We start from the raw sequence: 19,768 nt of genomic DNA, 5'->3' as shown, positions 1-19,768 counted from the left end.
TGACACAGGGAGCGGGCATGGGCCTGGCATCGTATCTGAGATCGAAACTGATACCAGCGGAACTGGACGAACAGGTAAACCGCATTCGCAAACCCATCGGCACACTGGGCTACGATCCATGGGGTTATAACAACGAAGCGGTGAAGTACGGTTTTTCCGTTGCCCGACAAATCTACGAGAAATACTTTCGGGTCAGCGCCTCCGGCGTTGACAATGTGCCGGCAGAGGGCCCGGTGCTGATTATTGCCAACCACTCCGGCCAGTTACCCATCGACGGCCTGCTCATTGGTTATGCCCTCGCCTCACGGGAAAAAAATCCTCGAATTCCCCGCGCCATGATCGAGCGTTTCTTTCCGACGGTGCCGTGGCTTGGCAACCTCCTGAACGAAATCGGCGCCGTGCTCGGAGACCCGGTTAACTGCGCGAAGATGCTCGCCAACAACGAAGCAGTGATTGTGTTTCCGGAGGGCGTAAGAGGCTCCGGCAAGCTCTACCGGGACAGGTATCAACTGAAGCGTTTCGGCAACGGTTTTATGCATCTGGCCATGAAGTACAAGGCGCCCATTGTGCCTGTGGGCGTAGTGGGCTGCGAAGAGACCATCCCGGCCATTGCCAACATCAAACCCCTGGCCAATGCCCTGGGCGTACCCTACGTTCCTGTCGCCCTGCCCGTGGTGCTCCCCGCCAAGGTACACCTGAATTTCGGGGAACCCATGTATTTTGATGATACCGAAATCCCTGAAGAACAGGTCACCGAACGGGTAGAGGCTGTGAAAGCCGAGATCAGCCGACTGATTGACAAGGGACTGAGCGAAAGGAAAAGGCTGTTCTGATGAGCAAGCACCAAAGACCCCGCATTCTGATCACCGGTGCTGCCGGTGCGCTGGCCCAGCAGGTGATCCGCCGCCTGCGAGAAAGCTGCGACCTGGTGGCCGTCGATTTCCGGGAACAGGTTTATCTGGGCGACGACATTCCCAGCTACTGCATTGACTTCAACAAGCGGGTCTTTGAAGACCTGTTCCGACGCTACGAGTTTGATGGCGTGATACATCTCGGCCGCATCCTCTCCAGCCAACTGACCCGCATGCGCCGCTATAACGCCAATGTACTGGGCACCCAGAAGCTACTGGACCTATCCCACAAATACGGCATACGCCGGGTGATTGTGCTATCCACCTACCACGTCTATGGTGCCGTGGCCTATAACCCGGCGCTGATTGACGAGTCCGCCCCGCTCAAAAGCGCAGGCCTGAGTGCCGACCTGGTGGATTCAGTGGAGCTTGAGAACCTCGCCAACATCTATCTTTGGCGCTACCCGGAACTCAACATCACTATTCTTCGGCCCTGCAACATCGTGGGCCCCGGTGTTCGCAATACCATGAGCACCCTGCTCAGCAGTGCGCGGGCACCCGTATTGGCTGGCTTTTCGCCGATGATGCAGTTCATCCATATCGACGATATGGCAGACGCCATTGTCGCCGCCTGGGCAAAGCCCGTAAAAGGTGTGTTCAATGTCGCGCCGCAAGACTGGGTCGCCTACCAGCACGCCCTGAAGCTCTGCGGTTGCAAAACCATACCCATTCCCTCCATTCCACCGAGCGTGCCGAAGGCCATTGCCCGGGTTCTGAACCTGCGCAGCTTCCCTCCGTACCTGATGGCATTCTTCAAATATCCGGTGGTGATTGACGGTCGCGCCTTCGCCCGGGAATTCGGTTTTGAGCCCAAACGGCCATTGAAAGAGATTTTCCGGTATTATCGCGATAACAAAAAACCGGTGTGAAACTCATCGGTAATTTGAGTATTCAAATAGACGAACGGCCCTTTTCGGCGCTACCCTGTACATATTAAATACAGTACCCGGGCACCGGCAGGCCCGGGATTCCCGGTGTTCAAGGAAAGAGCTAATGTTCAGGGATCTCAGCGTGATCAGTCACGGTGCGGCAGCCGCTGTCTTTGCGGTTCTGGCCGTTCTTGTGGCAACCCGTTATCTTCGCCGCGACATTGATCGTGCTCTGTTCCTTGCCGCCATTGTTACCGCCCTGTGGGCCTCCGTCCTGGTTACCCAAAGCCTCTGGGGATCGCCCGGATTCTTCACCCGCTACCTCCTGGAACTGCTCAGAGACACAGCCTGGTTACTCCTGCTGTTCGCCATGCTTCGCGACGGCTTTCGGCAAGGCCGGTTCACCAGTCAAATAAAGAAGGTATTGGGTGCCGCGACGGCGATACTGATCATCACCTTGCTGGCCCTTGGTACACTTGAGTTCGCCCTCCACATCGATCTTGTCAGCGGTAAAACCAAGGTGATCGGCCAGATCGCCCTGTCACTCCTGGGCCTGTCGCTGGTCGAGCAAATCTGGCGAAACTCTACTGTCTTCGGCCGCTCCAGCATGAAATACCTGTGCATTGGCGTTGCCACCATCTTCGCCTTTGATTTCTTCATGTATGCTGATGCGCTGCTGTTCGGGCAAGTCGCGGATTCGTTCTGGAATGCGCGCGGTTTTGTGAACGCCGCACTCATGCCCCTTTTTGCCATCAATGTGGTGAACACACGCAAACAACCTGTGGACTTCCAGTTGTCCCGTTCGGCCGTATTTCACGCTGGCACACTCATCTTCGCGGGCGGATACCTGTTACTGCTGGCCATCGGCGGTTACTACGTACGCGCCCTGGGTGGTGAGTGGGGCGAAGCCCTGCAGGTTCTGTTCATCACCGTTTCCCTGGCGTTTCTGGTCACACTTCTGCTGTCGCGGCGTATTCGCGGCCGCCTGATGGTCTTCATCAGCCAGAACTTCTTCGACTACAAGTACGATTATCGCGATGAATGGCTCAAGCTCACCAAGGAACTTGCCAACCTGAGCAACGAACCACCCCTGCCCGAACGAGTAGTGCGCATTCTGGCCGGACTGGTGGAAAGCAATGCCGGCGCGCTCTGGATAAAGGGCGAGCAGAAAGATTTCCACCTGAAAGCAAGCGTCAATATCGCGACTCCGAAGTACACCATCATTGACGAAGACTCGGATATGGTGAAGTTCTTTAAAGATCGTGAGTGGATCATTGATCTGAGTGAATACCGGGAAGACCCGGTGAGCTACAACCTGCTGGAGATACCGGACTCCATCACCAAGACCCCGGAAGCCTGGCTGGTCATCCCTCTGTATCTCGATAACGAACTCTACGGCATTGCCATGGTCGGCGCGCCCTACGCCAGGGTGGAGCTTAACTGGGAGAACTTCGACCTGATCAAGGTGGTAGCCCGCCAGACCTGCAACCTCATCGCCCAGAACGATGCCCAGAACCGGCTCTCACGGGCCATGCAGTTTGAAGCCGTCAGCAAGGCCAGCGCGTTCATGGTGCATGACCTGAAAACACTGATCGCCCAATTGTCTCTACTGGTCAAGAATGCGCCCAAACATCGCAACAACCCAGCCTTTATCGACGACATGATTGCCACCACCGATCATGCGGTCCGTAAAATGTCGAACCTCGTGGATCATATCCGCAAACCATCCTCCGGGGCGGACGAGCAACGTGCTCCCATAGACCTGACCCAACTGGTCCGCGAGCTGATTGAAGACAACAGCCGCCGCAGCCCGGCACCGATGCTACTGGGTGCTCCACCCGCCATCCAGGTATGCGCCGACAAAGAACAGCTGCGCAGCGTGCTGGGCCACCTGATTAGCAACGCCCAGGACGCCACGGCTCCAACAGGGGAAATCACACTGAACCTGAAAACGGCCAAAGGCAGCGTGGTGCTGTTTATCCAGGATACCGGCAGCGGCATGACGGAAGAGTTTATCCGCACCCGGCTTTTCAAACCCTTCGAAAGCACCAAAGGGCTTACCGGTATGGGGATTGGAGCCTATCAGGCCCGGGAATACATACAGGAACTGGGCGGTTCGATTGACGTAACCAGCGAGCCCGGCCTGGGCTCCTGCTTTTCGGTACGTATTCCGCTGGCCAATGCAGCAACCGGCGAATCAGCCGGGAACAAGCCGGAACCGACAGATTCCGGCTTGCAGGAAGGCAGGCAAGCCGTCAATTAACCGACGGAGAAGACTATTTTATTAAGCGAGCATTGCAAAGTGTCAATGTTCAGTTAAGAATCAGAGTCATGGAATCGCGTTCGCCTCATGGGCGTCTATCCGATATGAACACGGAACAAAGGACTGGTTGTTGTTGTGAAGCAGTTATTGATAGTCGAGGATGATCCTGGCCTCCAGAGCCAGATGCGATGGTGCTTCAGTGAAGACATTGAAGTCTCGGTGGCCGCTGACCGGGAGGCAGCGCTAACGGCACTTCGGCGTCTCGAGCCTGAAGTGGTGACGCTGGATCTTGGCTTGCCACCCGACCCCGGCGGCGCCACTGAGGGTTTCGCCCTGCTGGAAGATATCCTTCGCCTGGCGCCCATGACCAAAGTGATCGTGGTGACTGGGCGGGAAGACAAGGAAAACGCCGTCAAGGCCATAGGCATGGGAGCCTGCGACTTCTACCAGAAGCCGCTGGATGCCGACATCCTCACCTTTGTGGTAAATCGGGCATTCCGCCTCGCGGAACTGGAAAAAGAAAACCGCGAACTGTCCTCGCAAGGCAATGGCACCAACATCAAAGGCATTGTTGCCGCCAGCCCCGAAATGCTGGTGATTTGCCGCACGGTTGAAAAGGTTGCGCCTACCGATGTCACCACCCTGATTACCGGCGAAACCGGTACCGGCAAGGAACTCCTGGCCCGGGCCCTGCACGACCTGAGCCATCGCGCCGACAAACCCTTTGCGGCCATCAACTGCGCCGCCATTCCGGAAAACCTGCTGGAGAGCGAACTGTTCGGGTTCGAGAAAGGCTCCTTTACCGGCGCGACCCAATCCAAGAAAGGCAAGATTGAGAGCGCCAACGGCGGCACCCTGTTTCTCGACGAGATTGGCGATATGCCGATGGCACTGCAGGCCAAACTGCTTCGCTTCCTGCAGGAACGAGTGGTCGACCGGGTAGGTTCGGTAAAACCGATTCCCGTTGATGTCCGGGTGGTGTGCGCCACACACCGGAATGTTCAGGACCTGATTGCCCAGGGGGATTTCCGGGAAGACCTGTATTACCGGATCAGTGAAATCACACTGGATGTACCTGCCCTGCGTGAACGGGATGGTGACCCACTGGTGATCGCGCAGTCCCTGTTGAAAACCCTGGGCAAACAGATGGACCGCCCTAACCTCACGTTCTCGGACGATGCCGTTCAGGCCATCAATGCCTACAGCTGGCCAGGCAATGTGCGTGAAATGATCAACAAGGTGAAGCGGGCGATCATCATGGCCGACGGCAAGCGCATCACCGCCGAGGATCTGGTTCTGCCCCTCGAAGGTTGCGACACCGACTTTCAGCTTAACCTGCGCCAGGTACGTGAAGCGGCAGAACGAAAGGCGATTATTCAGGCCCTCACCACCAGTAACTTCAACATGGCTCAGGCATCGCGCCTTCTGGGCGTTACCCGCCCGACGCTGTACAACCTGACCGACAAGTACCGGATTGAGACCAACACCGCCCCAAACGAGGCCTGAGACACCCAATGCTGGAACAGAACAAGACCCGACGAAGGAAGGACCAGGGCATGAAGATCAGAACTATTGCGCGTGCATCACTGCTATCCGCTGCCATCGCTTTGGCCGTGACGGGGTGCAACAGCGAACCGGACATGTCTCAGGAAGACATTCAGTACATCAGCCATGTAGACCAGGCACGGTTTTTCCAGCGCCAGGGTGAGCTGAAGGCAAGCACCATCGAGGCCAGAAGCGCCATCGATCTCCAGCCGAATCGCACCGCCCCCTACTTTGTCATCATCCACAACCTGCTAACTGCCGGTGATGCCGCGAACGCTGAACGGCAACTGGACAAACTCCTTGAAAACACCAACATCGAGGAGCTGGGCCAATCGGAACGCAACCAGGCTGCGTTGATCCGGGCTGAAGCCCGTATTCTCCAGGGTAAACACCAGGAAGCCCTGGAATCTCTGGACCAGATTTCATCGCCCTCTCCGGATCAACAGTTGCAGGCAGACAACCTGAAAGGTCGCGCCTGGTTGACCAGCGGCGACTTTGACAAGGCCGAAGAGGCCTACCAGAGCGCGTTCGACAAACACAGCAATAACGTTGTTGCCATGGTCGGCCTGTCCCGGGTTGCCACGGCCAAGGGCGACTTCGACACTGCAAAGGAACGCCTTGAGAAAGCCATAGAAATTGACGCTGAACACGAGGACGTCTGGCTCTGGAAAGCCCAATTCGCCCATGCCCAGCAACAATGGGCCGAAGCAGAACAGGCGTACATACGCGCACTGGAGACCATTGGCCAGTTCGACGTTATGACCTTCCGGAAATACCAGACCATTTCGGCCCTGATCACCGTTCTGCGTGAGCAGGGCAAATCGGCGGAGGCATTTGTCTATGAGGAAATCCTTGCCAAGTCCGGTCCGGGTACGATCAAAAGCAACCTGGAAGCCGCGGCCTCAGCCTATAATGATGGCGACCTGAATACCGCCGCCAGGTATCTGCAGGAAGTCCTTAACCAGGTTCCCAACCATCAACAAAGCGCATTGATGCTGGGCGTAATACGTTATCGGCAAGGCCGCCCAGAGGAGGCGGAGAAACTGCTTGCACCGCTGGCCGATATGGAAAACGCCGATGAAGTACGCAAACTCCTGGCCGCCACCCGCATATCCATGCGCGACCCGGCTGGCGCAAAATCACTGCTGGAAGACCTGGAGGGCAGTGACGCCGATCCACAAACACTGGCACTGGTAGGCATTGCAAGCCTGGCTTCTGGCGATGACCAGAGTGGCCGCCAGCTCCTGGAGAAGTCGCTGGAACTGGCACCGGAGAACCACAACCTGCGTTTGCGCTATGCGGCTTATCTCACTCAAACCCGAGATTTCGCCAATGCCATCAAACAGGCCAGTCAGATTCCGTCGGATGCCACGGAGGCCCTGCAGGCCACAATCCTGACATCCCAGGCCCAGGCGTTGTCTGGCAATTCGCAGGCGGCAACAGACACCCTGGACACCTGGCTTAAAGCCAATCCGGACAGCATGGCTACCCTGATTGCCCGCGGAAACCTGGCCAGCAGCCTGAACAACACCCAACAGGCGGCCAGCTACTTTGAGCGGGCGCACAAGCAACACCCGGAAGAAGCAGCTCCTCTGGTAGCTCTGGGCAACCTTGCCCGCGAACAGCAGAACACGGAGCAGGCGATTGCCTGGTACCGCCAGGCGGTCGAAACCAACCCGAACAACCTGCCCGCCATTCAGGCCCTTGCCGGTGTGATGAAGCGCGATCAACTGACCGCGCTGATGCAGGAAATCAGCACGCAACATCCTGAGGCAAACGGACCGCGGCTGATCCTTCTGGAATCCGCGCTGATCAACAACGATACGTTGCGAGCCGATGAACTGACCGCCCGGTTGATGGAAAGAGAGCGCGAAGACCAGCCCTCACCGTCTGAACCGCTGGTCGCTGCGGTGTATGAAGGCATTGCCACTCAAATGGCACAGCGCGACAACAGCGAGCGCGCTCTGGAGATCCTGAGCCGCGGACGAGCGCTCTTCCCAGAGAACGAGGCCATCGCCCTAAAAGTGGCTGCCATCGAATTCAGCAATGGCAACGCAACCGCCGCGCGAAGTGCGCTGCAGGATGCCAAGCAGCATCATCCGGACTCCCCCGCGCCCTACCAGGTAGAAGCCAGCTATTACGAAAACCAGGGCGAACATCAGCAAGCTGCTGAGCTTTATCAACTGGCGCTGGCCAAGCGACAAACGGCGGAACTGGCCATCGCCCATGCTCGCGCACTCTCTAACGCCGGCCGATCTCAGAATTCGATAGAAGCACTGCAGGAAGCCAACAAACAATTCCCGAACAATTCGTCAATTCTGCTTACACTGGCGCTTCAAACCCAGCAAGCAGGCCAGACGGATGCGGCCATTGAGCACTACCAGCAGGTTCTGCAACTGGCCCCGGACAACGCCCTGGCGCTGAACAATCTCGCCTGGCTGTATTACGAGGCCGGCAACAGCGAAGCGGCATCACTGGCCAAACGCGCCTACGAACTAGTGCCCGAAAATGCTGCGATTGCAGATACCTACGGCTGGATCCTGTTCGAGGCTGGTGAACACGAGCAAAGCCTGGCGGTACTGGAAAGAGCCCATTCCCTGGCACCGGATTCCCAGGAAATTGCCATGCATCTGGCCGAAGCTTATCGAGCCACCGGCCGCACGGATGCGGCCCAGCAGATCATGGACAAGTTCAGCGCAGGCAACAACGGCTAATCATTACTCACGCTATAACCAAAGAGAGGACATAACGAAACGTTCCTAGCCGCCGGTGGCAGCCCTGACCCACTGCAACAATACTTTACATATTGTTTCCAATAGCAAGGAAGGTGGGTTATGGCTGCTATCAAAGTGTTGAGCGTAGGCACCGTGGTGGTTCTGCTCAGCGGCTGTCAGAACTGGCAGTTCAGGGATATTGAGGATTTGCCACCGACAGCCGCGATACCAGAGACGAGCGAACCGGGAAAGGTCGATGTCTGGTATTTTGACGGTATCTCCGGGAACTACGTTCAGGGCATGCTGGACGCAGAGAAATATCCGGATTCGCCCGATGAAATCACTGAACTCACCCAACTGCGCCAAGCCACCAGCCGAGCCAATAATTACGGCACGCTGATCCGGGGCTTTATCGAGCCCCCCGAAACGGGCGAATACACCTTTTACATCAGTGGCGACGATCAGACACAACTGTGGTTATCTGACTCCCAGAACCCGGACGGTGCGGTTCAGATCGCCTCCACCATGTCCACGCCCCTCGATAATTTCACCCGCTACGCCTCACAAACCTCCGGCGTACAATATCTGGAGGCCGGCAAAAAATATTACTTTGAATTCAGGCACAAGGAAGGTGGATGGGACGACCACTTTACCGTCGCCTGGTCCGGCCCCGGCATCTCTCAGCAAGTGATCAGCGGCAGCGCGCTCCATAGCTACGCCCAGAAAGCCCCTGACTCGGCCCCCGAGATAACAACCGAAGATGCTTACCATCTGGGTTATCGAATCGGTTACTTTGACGCTGAACAGGGACTCTCATTCAACAGCCAGTACCCCCCACTTGATGCGGACAGTGATGATCTGTACGACAACTGGGAGATTGTGTACGGGCTGGATCCATCCAATGCGGCCGATGCAAAATCCGATACCGACAATGATCTGCTTACCGCCATGGATGAGTTCTGGGCCAGGACCAATCCCGGAACCGAAGATACTGATAACGACGGGATTCCGGATGGGTACGAATACGCCTATGGCACGGACCCCACCAACCCGGGCGATGCCAATGTAGATCTTGACGGTGATGGCTACACCATCCTGCAAGAGTACCAGGCCGGCACCAATCCCACCGATGCCAGCGACTTCCCTGCCCCCCAGGAAGTGTATGCAACCGGATTCGTCGGCCAGTACTTCACAGGCACCGAGTTTGACAGCTTCGTTTACAGTCAGCGGGATGCGACGGTCAACTTCAACTGGAATAGTGGAAGCCCGTCAGCGGAGCTTCCAAGGGACCGGTTCAGCGTGCGTTGGCAGGGATGGTTCACACCACCTCACAATGAAGGAACCCGGGACTACACCTTCACCACCACTACGGATGATGGTGTTCGGCTTTTCCTCAACGGCTCTACCGTCATTGATCAGTGGAAGAACCAATCCCCCACCAGCTACAACGCCACAGCGGGTCTCGAAGCGGGGACCCCCGTTGCCATCACCATGGAGTACTTTGAGTTCGGCTGGGGCGCCACTGCACAACTGGCGATTACCGACGCCGCCACTGGAGATGCCATATCCACGACCAACACCGTCCAGCATCTGGCATTGGACAGCGAGTTCGCCGAAAGCACCTTGAACGACGGCATCGACGATCTTTACAAACTTCGCTACGGACTCCCCCTGATGCAACCATCAGCCAGCCGGGTGCTTAACGATAGCGGCGTGACGGTTCTTGAGGCTTATCAATCGGGCCTGCACCCGTACACGCTCGAAACCGTATCGGAGCCAGAATCACCGGTCACCAGCCAGCCCGGTGGTACCGGCGATGCCAGCGGCAGTGTGACACTGTCGTGGACGCCTCCGGGCACCAGGGTAGACGGCAGCAGCATTTCGCTGAGCGAAATTGACCGTTACCGGATCAACTACGGACAGGATGCTGCAAACCTGACTCAAACCCTGGAGGTGCCGGCAGGCACAACCTCAACCACGGTTACCGGCCTGGCGCCCGGCACCTGGTACTTTACGATTCAGGTAATCGATATCAATGGATTGAGTAGTGAACCGTCTGATCCGGTAGAGCATCAGGTTAACTAAGTGAGCATTCTGGTTGTCGAGTTATTTTACAACCAAACAGCAGTGGCCAGAAAATTTCATTAATATTCAATGACTTAAAATCTGGCACGAAGCCTGCTTATTAGAGGATGACGTAACGCAAAGACCACTCACTGGAGGAGTGACTCAAATGAAAAAATTGACTCAAGGCTTGGCAATGGCTGCAGCCGTCGGTTTTGCGGGAGTAGCTCAGGCTGCCTATATCGATTCTGTTGCCAATGCAAACGCACCTGGCGCTGTAGCTGAGCAAAGTGTTCCGGGAGACAACGATTACGCCACTCGCATAGGTGGTACCTGGACAGCGGATGCACCTCTGTACAACGTGGGTGATACCGTACTGTTCGGCCACAATCTGAAATCCACCAGCTCCGATCCGTTCAAGCTGACCTTCACCTATCTGGGTAAAGAAGCGAACGATAACAACCAGTTTTACTGGGGTAACACGCTGGTATTCGATACCAACAGCAACCCTGATGACCAGTTCAGCGCCGTATTTTACGGTGGTCTTGACGCCCTGCTGAACTTCAAGTTCATCAACGGCAGTGGTGTTACCATCAACAATGACGGCACCAACGGCAGTCAGTTCAACAACATTGCCAAACCGAACTCCAGCACCAACTTCAACCTCTTCTATGTTGAAGAAGATTACTTCGTAATCAGCCTGGACGATGGCTATGTTGGCGATGATAACCATGACGATATGGTGATCGCGGTTCGTGCCACCAAGGTTCCCGAGCCTGGCACGCTGGCTCTGCTTGGCCTTGGTCTCGCTGGCATTGCAGTCCGGATGAAAGGCCGTAAAAAAGCCTGACATCGAGTTCTATGCTACGCTTTAAAAGCCCTGCACTTGCAGGGCTTTTTCATTTCAGGTCAGGTTCATGGATGTACTGATTATTTATGCCAATAGCGGCAGAGGGCTGCAAAAAGATGCCAGGATACTGGAAGCAGCCCTGCAGCGGCTTGGGCACCAGACCAGGCAGGTTCAACTGCCCCCTACTCCCGTATGGCGTTCCCGCCTTTCAGCTTATCGATTCAAGGCATTAAAACGATTTTGCCCCGGATTTCTCAGCAAACTCTTCTATCGCAGTCAGATCGGCTTACTCAGGCTGCTACGTCCGGTTCAACAGGCGGATCTCGTCATTCACCTCGAGAATGTCTGGATATCTCAATTGGCTGCTGGCCGACACCACTGGCTCATCCCTAACCAGGAATGGTTCATTGAATCGAGAGGTCCCTACCTCAGCTTTACCAACCGTATACTCTGCAAAACACACCACGCGGTATCGATTTTTTCCGCCTTACATGCAGACACCCACTACCTGGGTTTTACCGGCGGTGAAGTTAGCGCTCAAAACGATTCAGAAAGGAAAAACTACGGTTTGGCTTTGCATGTAGCTGGCAACAGTCGGTTCAAGGGCACGCAACGTGTTATGGCATGTTGGCAGAGGCATCCAGAATGGCCAGAACTGGTCGTTGTCTCCCAGCATCTGGACACCACCCCCGCCGCCAATATCAGGGTAGAGAAGAACCTCACGAACAATGAACTGAACACACTCTGGGCCCAGGCCGGTTTCGCGGTACTACCTTCAGAAGTGGAGGGTTATGGCCAGGTACTGGCAGAGGCCATGGCTTACGGCTGTATTACAATAACAACTGATGCACCGCCCATGAACGAGCTGGTTGGGAAGGACAGAGGCTTTCTGGCACACGTGGAAAGAAACCTGACGTTTCGCCTGGGCACCCGTTACCTTGTCTCAGAACACGCTCTGGAGCGGAGCATTCAAGCTGCGATAGACCAGCCACCGGCCACGCTGGCCCACATGTCCAGGCTGGCAATCGAATGGTATTCAACCAATCACGAACAGTTTCTGTCCCGATTAGAGAGCCAACTCAACGATCTGATCGCACCACCTCTTGATCAATCTGCTCAAGAATCACCGGAAAAGTAGACTCGATAAACTCAGCGAGCGTTGCAGTCACCTCACAGCCATCACACGCCACTGCGGAGATGAGTAAAGAGGCATCATCACGGCCACTGAAGAACCCGCCCACCTGAGCAAGCTTCGCGCGCCACTGATCGGTTTCCCACTGCCCCTGAACAAAGTAGCTATATCCCAGATGCACACGTTGTCCGGAAACACGATGTTTCAGGGTGACTCCCTGCACCGGGATATTCAGGCTGTTTTCAACATCAAAGAAGCCTTCCGGAATCCAGAATTCACGGTCATAAAGGCGGTTACTGTACTGGATGAGTTCCGCACGATGCCTCTGATAGTCATAGGTAAACGCGCCGAGATAGTAGGTTGTGCCCAAACCTTGCCCTGCGCGGGCCTGCAAACGGTCAAACAGGGTCTGCGCATACACTCTGTCTGGATTGAGAACGTTGGGGCGCCACCCCTCCAGTGCAGATCCGAAGACCGGGGAATACCTTTCACTTAAATCAATGGCGTACCCCTCGGGTTCAGAAGCAATGTTGCCTCGCTTGTCCGGCAAAGCAACCCAGGTAACCAGCCCCAACAGCGCGACAACCGTTACAGCAACGGTAGCTTTACCTGCGGGTTTAGCGTGATCTTGCTTCTCGTCATTATCCTGGCTGGCAACAACCTGGTCGTCCCGTTTCTCAAGCTGACGAGCCAGAAAATAAAGGGGAACAAGCGTGCCCGCAAACACCCACCAGCCAAAGTTTTCATGATCCTCGATCAGGCCGGACTGCATGTTCGTTTCATACCCCATGTAGATGATGACGAACACCCGGATCCAGTTGGCAAGTAGAGCGAATGCCACCCCCAAACAGAATAACGTGATGCGGGATCGTAACCTCGACAGGTATAACTCGCCATAAATCAGAACCAGCGCCTGCCCCACCAGCAGATACCGGAGTCCAGAGCATCCATGAGCAACTTCAAAGGTTCCGACACCGATGAGGTAAACGAAAACGCCCTCCACCTCAAAATCAATATCGAAAAAACCCAACAGGAACTTATTAACGGAAACGGTAATTACCTGTAGCGTCCAGGCCAGGAAATCCCACACAGGAATGGTCAGAAACAGCAAACCCAGCGGCACAATGAACCAGCGCGCCTGGCGCCACCCCATTGACGTCGCGCAGGCAGCAAACAAAAGAGGCACCAACGCCAATTGCTGAAGCGCCTGAAGACGAATCAACCCGCCTACCCAATAGGCAAGCAGACACGCTATCAAGGGAAGAACCCAAACCGGGGCGAAGCCCGGGGCCACCGGATTGGCCTTCGCCTTTCGCCAGATCAGATACAGCGACACGCCGGCTAACAAAAGACCATGGGAGTATGATTCGTCCCACTTTACCCATCGCGTCACGATTCCTTCCAGAGTAGGAAAAGTAACGAATGCCAGCACACATAAGACAAGCAGGAACGGCCACAGGCGACTCATCAGGCTGATAGACGGCATCCTTTCCATATTCATGACAACACCCGCTCAGAGACGAAAGAAACGATTAATTGAGGACACTAAACGGGGCGGCATACACCCCCTTGCCCCATAAGCCATTTTAAGAATGGGAGAACGAACATACTCAACGGTGGTAAACAACACCTGCTCCCCTCTGAAGTGCTGTTTGTAGAACGTATTTTTCCCGGACCCGGCCAGCAAGTCGTAACTGACAATGCTCGAATCCTGAAAGGATCGCTCAATGGCATATCCCAAATGGAGCGTGCCCAAGGACAATTTGTTGTGGAAATCCTGCATGAACCCCGCCTGCAGGTTGTATACCCGATTCCCGGCGCGGACATCATAAAGTACAGACACAATCTGATTATCGGCTCTCAGTACCGACATTCTCGCGGATTGGCTTCCGGAGAGCCGGTTCAGAAGTGCCTCATGGAAGCGAACAGCATTATCGTCAAAGCAGGGCTTTCCCCAACGCTCGCAATGAAAACGATTGAGTAATGCCAGAAACGTCTCCGGGGTCTGCCATTCCTCGAAGGAACCGTTCAAAGTACCTTCAAACAACTCTCGCCGATTATAGGCTTTCAGACGGGTATTCTTTCCAAGCCTTGATAACCAGTCCGTAAACTGCCCCTGAGTTGGAATCACCACACCTTCCGACTCGCTCCGAACTACCCGGGAGAGAGCCAGCGTTTGGCTCAGGCCAGATTCGATCATACTCATTGATCTCGCGGAGGCATCCGCAATAATCATCTCATCCCACCGGACCTCAGCGAGATAACTCCCGAGCGCCTGCAGGATGGCCAGTTGCTCACGCCGATCCACAATGACGCCCACATATTCCGTGCGCACCGTAGGCCCCAGCTTCCAGGCATTGCCTACCACATGCAGCCTTCGAACTTTCCATCCCAGCGGCGTGCTGACGGCACTCAGGTAGAGCGGAGCCAGGCCAACCAGCGTATCGCCCGGGGCGTATACGCCCAGCAGCAACAGATCAAGGTTCAGTCTATCGCCCCAGGTTTCCCACCAGGACGCCTGCCAGGCCCAGCTCATGAACAGCGGGTCGGCATTACTCTGCTCCAGCAGATGGTCCCAGCTTTCCTGCAGCCCGAAAAACTCTTTCTCAGACAAGCGACGAACGGTATAAGTCACATTCGCCTCCCTCGGCTGGAAGTTAGCAGCATTTTTACAGCGAACCGCCAGGGGCCCATCCAGAACGGGTCCTTCGACAATGACCGAAGCAAAGAACGAAAGGCCTGGCGACGCTGACCAGACGAGTACTCATATCGCCCTTTCCGAATAAAAAAATAACTTAACCCCCGGCGGGCCTCACCCCGGGTAACCGCTGAAGGATAGGCTTTCAGAAAGCTCTGGACCAACTGCTCGTTCGCTCGAAACCGGCTCTCTTTGTCAGAGGAAATCTGGTTTTCCATAACCCGGTAATACCCAAGCACCGCTGGAACATATAGAAACTGATAGCGGGTAGAAAAACGCAACCAGAGCCCGTAGTCCTCCGCCAACCGATCAGCGCTGTCAAAGCCCCCCATTTCGTCAAAGCAGCGCTTGCGGGTCATAGTTGTGTTCATGCTCACGAAATTATCCCGGAGCAACTGTGGCGTGATACGGCCGGAATAGCGAGCCATACGATTCACACCATGTTCGTGCCCTTCCCCGTCTATGGTTATGAAATCACCATAGACGATATCCGCCTCGGGATGTTCCTCAAAGGCCTTCAGACTGGTTTCCAGCTTTGTACTCACCCAGGCATTATCAGAGTCGAGAAAGCAGATGAACTGGCCACGCGCCTCGGCAATTCCGCGATTCCGGGCCACACTCTGCCCCTGGTTCTCCTGCTTAAGATATCGAATGCGCGAGTCCGCCAGATACCGCTCCATCAGCTCGGCGGTGCCGTCCGTGGAACCATCGTCAATAACGATCAATTCGAAATCAGGAACCGATTGAGACAGAACACTCTCAACCGCAAACGGCAGGTAGTCAGCCCGATTAAATGTTGGCGTAATGACCGACACCAGAGGATTAGAAGACATGACTGCTTACTTCCCTGTCTTATTCATCGTTGTTTTTATTTCAGCGCTACCGCAAGCAGCGCTCGCCAGACGTTAGTTTCTGCCGGCGCATACTTCAGCGCTTTCATGATTTCTTTGATGCCCGCAAGCTTTTTACCCACGGCGCCCAGGTAACGCCCCTTCCTGATGTAGAAATGGGCAAATCCCTTATCGAATTCACTCGCACTGAGGGCCTCAGGATACTCTCGGCGAAAGTCGCGAATGATGGCTTCATTGACCCGGAACCGCTGTGTTTTATCCGACGAAATCTGATCTTCCATCACTCGATACCAGGCCCAGTATTCCGGCTCATAGCGAAACTGATACCGGGCGGAAAACCGTAGCCACAAATCATAGTCGTCAGCCACACGTCGTTTTCCGCTCATGCCGCCCATCTCATCAAAGCAGCGGCGCCTTGCCATTGTGGTGTTCATGGCAACACAGTTGTCCCGAATCATCCTCGCGGCAATGCGTCCCGAATAACGCGACATATTCTTGCGGCTGATCTCAGCACCCTGTTCGTTGATAATCACATTATCGCCATATAGCACATCCACTTCCGGATGCTGTTCAAAAACCCTGACTTGTTTCTCCAGCTTATCAAGCGGCCAATAGTTATCCGAATCCAGGAAGCATATGAAGTCGCCGGACGCCTCCGCCAGAGCCACATTTCGGGCCACACTCTGCCCCTGGTTTTCCTGCTGGAACAGACGGACGCGTTCATCCTGCAGGTAGGGTTCAAGCAGTTCCACCGTGTTATCCGTTGAACCGTCATCGACGATCAGAAATTCAAAGTTTCCGTACGTCTGCCCCATCACACTCTCAACCGCCTGGAGAATAAACTCCGCACGGTTATAGGTAGGAGTGATAATAGTGATCAAAGGGTCTTTAGCCGACATCCGTCATCGTCCTTGTTAATACGTTCTTCATTCCACGCTTCCCGGGCAGACTGCAGCAGTTCGCCATCAGAATCCCCCCCCATAATGAACCAGCCGCTGGTGCAATCTCCGCTTGACGAAACTCGCTTTGGTGATTCCCACACAAAAAATCGGGGTTGCTCACGGCCTTGATAGAACCCGTGCGCTTTCATGACCTGCTTCAGCTCCAAATCGGACGTCATGGCAGAATAAGAGGCTGCATTCGGCCATTGCCGCAGCATTGCCTCTACAACCGCCGACTTCAGCGCTGCTGAAGCTGCTGGCCCGATGTAATCGACCAGCCGAACCTGTCGGTCATCCGCACGGACAACCCCCAGAGCTTTGAGGGAATCATTCTCGTCCCGTACTTCCAGAAATGAATACTGTGCAAACGGATGCCGCTGATAGCGCCAGTCAAGGTAAGCCCAGTCTCTCACAACAACCTTGTCGTAGCCTTGCGCAACTGCCTCCCACAACTCATCAATCTGTTCTCTGGGTGGCAATTGCTGCAGGAGAGACGCACGCATGTGTCCGCTCTGCACTGGGCGGTTAACCAGTCGAGTGCAAAATTGCAGAAGCATCAAAGCCCAGTCACGAGCGCTACGAGGCTGACGGATTTTACGAAGAAAATGCACCTGGTCGCTGGCACGCCAACCCATCCGCTGCAATACGATGGCGGCGACCGGGCTGATGCCAAACGACATAAGAATGGGAGAGCGTTGTGCCAACTCTACTTTGATCAGCCGGCCTACGCCCTTTCCGCGCTGGCGCTCAGACACCTTGAAGTCGCAGCTCCACATGGCCTGTGTTGGCCGGCCATTCCATAGAATACTTACCGGCACCACCCCGTTGAAGCCGACAACCGAACCATTCTCTTCCGCTACCACCGGAGCAAAGCCACGATCGCGCGCACCAGGATTCTCCTGGAACTGATAACTCCAGATATCACGTTTGAACGCCACATCAGCAAACAGGTTCAGCACCTGCTCCCGATGGCGTTGATCATCATAGGGTTTGATTTCAGCCACCCGTGCGCTCCAGCCATGCCAGAAACATAAGAATGCCCCATAGCTCTGCAGAGTAGTCCTCGCGCCCTTTTAGGTGCTCATGCCAATAGGCATTCACAACTGAGCGGTCGAGATAGTCCTGCTTGTCAAAGACAGACGGTTGCAGCAGCGCCTCCGCCCAGGGGCGCAGTGGGCCCCGTAACCATTGCCCCACGGGCACCGCAAACCCCTGCTTGGGCCTGTCCACCAAGGACTTTGGCACGTGGCGGTACAAAACGCTACGCAGTACCTGCTTGCCCACGCCGCCATTAAGGTTATAGCTCAACGGCAACGACAGCGCGAAGGAAACCACCTTCGGGTCTAACATCGGTATTCTGGTTTCCAGGCTACAGGCCATCGCTGCCCGGTCGACCTTCACCAGAATGTCATCGGGCAGATACCAATTCAGATCGCGCCACATCAACGCTTTCAATCCGTCGGGGGGAACAGCGTGCGGGATTGCCTGGGTCAGACCATATGTGGGTTCCTGAACGTCCCTACGAAAACACTCGGGCTCATTCCAGAAAGAGACAGACTGCCGATAGAAATCTGACAGATCCGCGGCCGAGGCCAGCGCACGTTCGGCTTTGAGGCGATGACGAATCGCCAACGTCGACCGACCTCGCTGGGAAGGCACCAGAGCCCGGATCGCCTGAGCCGTCGCACCCTCTGGTAAGCGGGATAACCAGCGCCGGGCGACACCAGCCGGCTTGCTTCGGCTCCGCCAACGGTTATAAACCGAGGGATACCGAGTGTAGCCACAGAACAACTCATCTCCGCCATCACCTGACAATGCAACCGTGACATGCTTCCGTGTCATCTGGCTGACAAGAAAAGTAGGCAACTGCGAGGAATCCGCGAAAGGCTCGTCGTATAGATCTGGCAAACGCGGCACGAGGTTAAGCGCATCGTCGGGAGTTACGTACAACTCCGTGTGTTCGGTTCCCAGATGACGGGCAACCTCTGCAGCATGCTCTGCCTCATTAAAGCCCGGCTCATCAAAGCCAATACTGAACGTTCTCACGTTCTGGCTTGCACGGGCTTGCATAAGTGCAACCACGGTGGAAGAGTCGATACCGCCGGAGAGAAAAGCACCTAAAGGAACGTCCGATACCATCTGGTCTTCGATCACGTTCCCGAGTAAAGCCTCCAACTGGTCACTGGCAGCCTCAAAGCTTTCCGGCGCCCGGCTCTCTGTAAAGCAATCCTCAAGGCACCAGTAGCGTTGCGGTTCCGGTAACATACCCGGTGAGGATCCATCAAGAGGAAAACGAACCAGTGAGGCAGGCGGTAGTTTTAAAATCCCTTTGTGAATACTGATCGGTGCTGGTATCACGTTGTGCCGGAGCAACAGCGCCAGCGCCCCAGGCTCTACACCGCCTTGCCATGCAGGATGTGCCCGAAGCGCCTTGAGCTCCGAACCAAACAACAGAGTGTTGCCTTGCCATCCATAATACAGTGGCTTTTCACCCATTCGGTCTCGGGCCAGAATCAGATCCCGGCTTTTCAGATCCACCAGGGCAAAAGCAAACATTCCCGAAAACTTCGGTAGGCTCTCTTCCAACCCCCAACGCTCAATTGCGTGGAGCATCACTTCCGTGTCTGAGTGGCCCCGAAAGGTGCATCCCTCCTTTTCAAGCTCTGCTCGCAGCTGCCGAAAGTTATAGATTTCCCCATTGAAGGCAATAACAAAGCGCCCGCTCGCTGACGCCATCGGCTGCGCACCCGCCGGTGACAGATCCTGAATGGCCAACCTGCGATGCACCAGACCCAAGCCAAGGTCTGCCTTGAGCCAGATACCTGAATCGTCCGGCCCCCGGTGAGCTATGGCAGCCCCCATACACTCCAGGGTGGCCTCCGGGGTTCTACCCACATCCCTGTTTACGAATCCTGCAAAGCCGCACATGG

14 protein-coding genes are annotated in these 19,768 nt (G+C 55.5%); 8 read left to right on the top strand and 6 right to left on the bottom strand.

The window, feature by feature from the left end; genetic code table 11:
* The first annotated feature begins 17 nt into the window (after nt 1-17).
* The 8 genes from MARHY_RS08005 (at nt 18) to MARHY_RS07970 (ending at nt 12,354) form a co-directional block, all read left to right on the top strand.
* A complete protein-coding gene (locus tag MARHY_RS08005; protein WP_022991126.1) occupies nt 18-833 on the top strand; it encodes a lysophospholipid acyltransferase family protein in 816 nt (271 codons plus the stop codon).
* The gene (locus tag MARHY_RS08000) at nt 833-1,780 is read left to right on the top strand and encodes an SDR family oxidoreductase (protein WP_014421325.1); all 948 of its coding nucleotides are present in this window, start codon (nt 833-835) and stop codon (nt 1,778-1,780) included. Before MARHY_RS08005 ends, MARHY_RS08000 begins: the two co-directional genes overlap by 1 nt.
* Nucleotides 1,781-1,904: 124 nt before the next feature.
* A complete protein-coding gene (gene prsK, locus MARHY_RS07995) occupies nt 1,905-4,043 on the top strand; it encodes an XrtA/PEP-CTERM system histidine kinase PrsK (RefSeq protein WP_014421324.1) in 2,139 nt (712 codons plus the stop codon).
* A gap of 135 nt (nt 4,044-4,178) precedes the next feature.
* The gene (gene prsR / locus MARHY_RS07990; protein ID WP_014421323.1) at nt 4,179-5,549 is read left to right on the top strand and encodes a PEP-CTERM-box response regulator transcription factor; all 1,371 of its coding nucleotides are present in this window, start codon (nt 4,179-4,181) and stop codon (nt 5,547-5,549) included.
* Nucleotides 5,550-5,599: 50 nt separating this feature from the next.
* A complete protein-coding gene (locus tag MARHY_RS07985) occupies nt 5,600-8,302 on the top strand; it encodes a tetratricopeptide repeat protein (protein WP_041655492.1) in 2,703 nt (900 codons plus the stop codon).
* 120 nt (nt 8,303-8,422) lie between these two features.
* The gene (locus tag MARHY_RS07980; RefSeq protein ID WP_014421321.1) at nt 8,423-10,387 is read left to right on the top strand and encodes a PA14 domain-containing protein; all 1,965 of its coding nucleotides are present in this window, start codon (nt 8,423-8,425) and stop codon (nt 10,385-10,387) included.
* Nucleotides 10,388-10,535: 148 nt separating this feature from the next.
* Entirely contained in the window at nt 10,536-11,216 is a 681-nt protein-coding gene (locus MARHY_RS18920) for a PEP-CTERM sorting domain-containing protein (RefSeq protein WP_041654671.1), read from the top strand.
* A gap of 67 nt (nt 11,217-11,283) precedes the next feature.
* Nucleotides 11,284-12,354, top strand: coding sequence for a glycosyltransferase (locus MARHY_RS07970; protein WP_014421319.1), 1,071 nt, complete (start codon nt 11,284-11,286; stop codon nt 12,352-12,354).
* On the opposite strand, the gene xrt is transcribed toward MARHY_RS07970, so the two are convergent.
* Genes xrt through asnB form a run of 6 tightly spaced genes read right to left on the bottom strand, consistent with a single transcriptional unit; the run spans nt 12,296 to nt 19,766 of the window.
* Nucleotides 12,296-13,849 (bottom strand): exosortase, encoded by a 1,554-nt coding sequence (xrt, locus tag MARHY_RS07965; RefSeq protein WP_014421318.1) that lies wholly within the window; start codon nt 13,847-13,849, stop codon nt 12,296-12,298. The two genes, MARHY_RS07970 and xrt, sit on opposite strands and share 59 nt — an antisense overlap.
* Nucleotides 13,850-13,861: 12 nt before the next feature.
* Nucleotides 13,862-14,983, bottom strand: a complete 1,122-nt coding sequence (locus MARHY_RS07960) for a GNAT family N-acetyltransferase (protein ID WP_014421317.1) — start codon at nt 14,981-14,983, stop codon at nt 13,862-13,864.
* Nucleotides 14,980-15,879 (bottom strand): glycosyltransferase family 2 protein, encoded by a 900-nt coding sequence (locus MARHY_RS07955; protein ID WP_014421316.1) that lies wholly within the window; start codon nt 15,877-15,879, stop codon nt 14,980-14,982. The genes MARHY_RS07960 and MARHY_RS07955 overlap by 4 nt, the downstream gene beginning before the upstream one ends.
* A gap of 35 nt (nt 15,880-15,914) precedes the next feature.
* The gene (locus MARHY_RS07950) at nt 15,915-16,796 is read right to left on the bottom strand and encodes a glycosyltransferase (RefSeq protein WP_014421315.1); all 882 of its coding nucleotides are present in this window, start codon (nt 16,794-16,796) and stop codon (nt 15,915-15,917) included.
* Nucleotides 16,775-17,842, bottom strand: coding sequence for a GNAT family N-acetyltransferase (locus MARHY_RS18710; RefSeq protein WP_014421314.1), 1,068 nt, complete (start codon nt 17,840-17,842; stop codon nt 16,775-16,777). The genes MARHY_RS07950 and MARHY_RS18710 overlap by 22 nt, the downstream gene beginning before the upstream one ends.
* Nucleotides 17,835-19,766, bottom strand: a complete 1,932-nt coding sequence (asnB, locus tag MARHY_RS07940; RefSeq protein ID WP_014421313.1) for an asparagine synthase (glutamine-hydrolyzing) — start codon at nt 19,764-19,766, stop codon at nt 17,835-17,837. Before asnB ends, MARHY_RS18710 begins: the two co-directional genes overlap by 8 nt.
* Nucleotides 19,767-19,768: the final 2 nt, after the last annotated feature.

The sequence above is a fragment of the Marinobacter nauticus ATCC 49840 genome, assembly GCF_000284615.1.
Classification (GTDB): domain Bacteria; phylum Pseudomonadota; class Gammaproteobacteria; order Pseudomonadales; family Oleiphilaceae; genus Marinobacter; species Marinobacter nauticus.
This window is presented reverse-complemented; position numbering and strand designations above follow the sequence as displayed.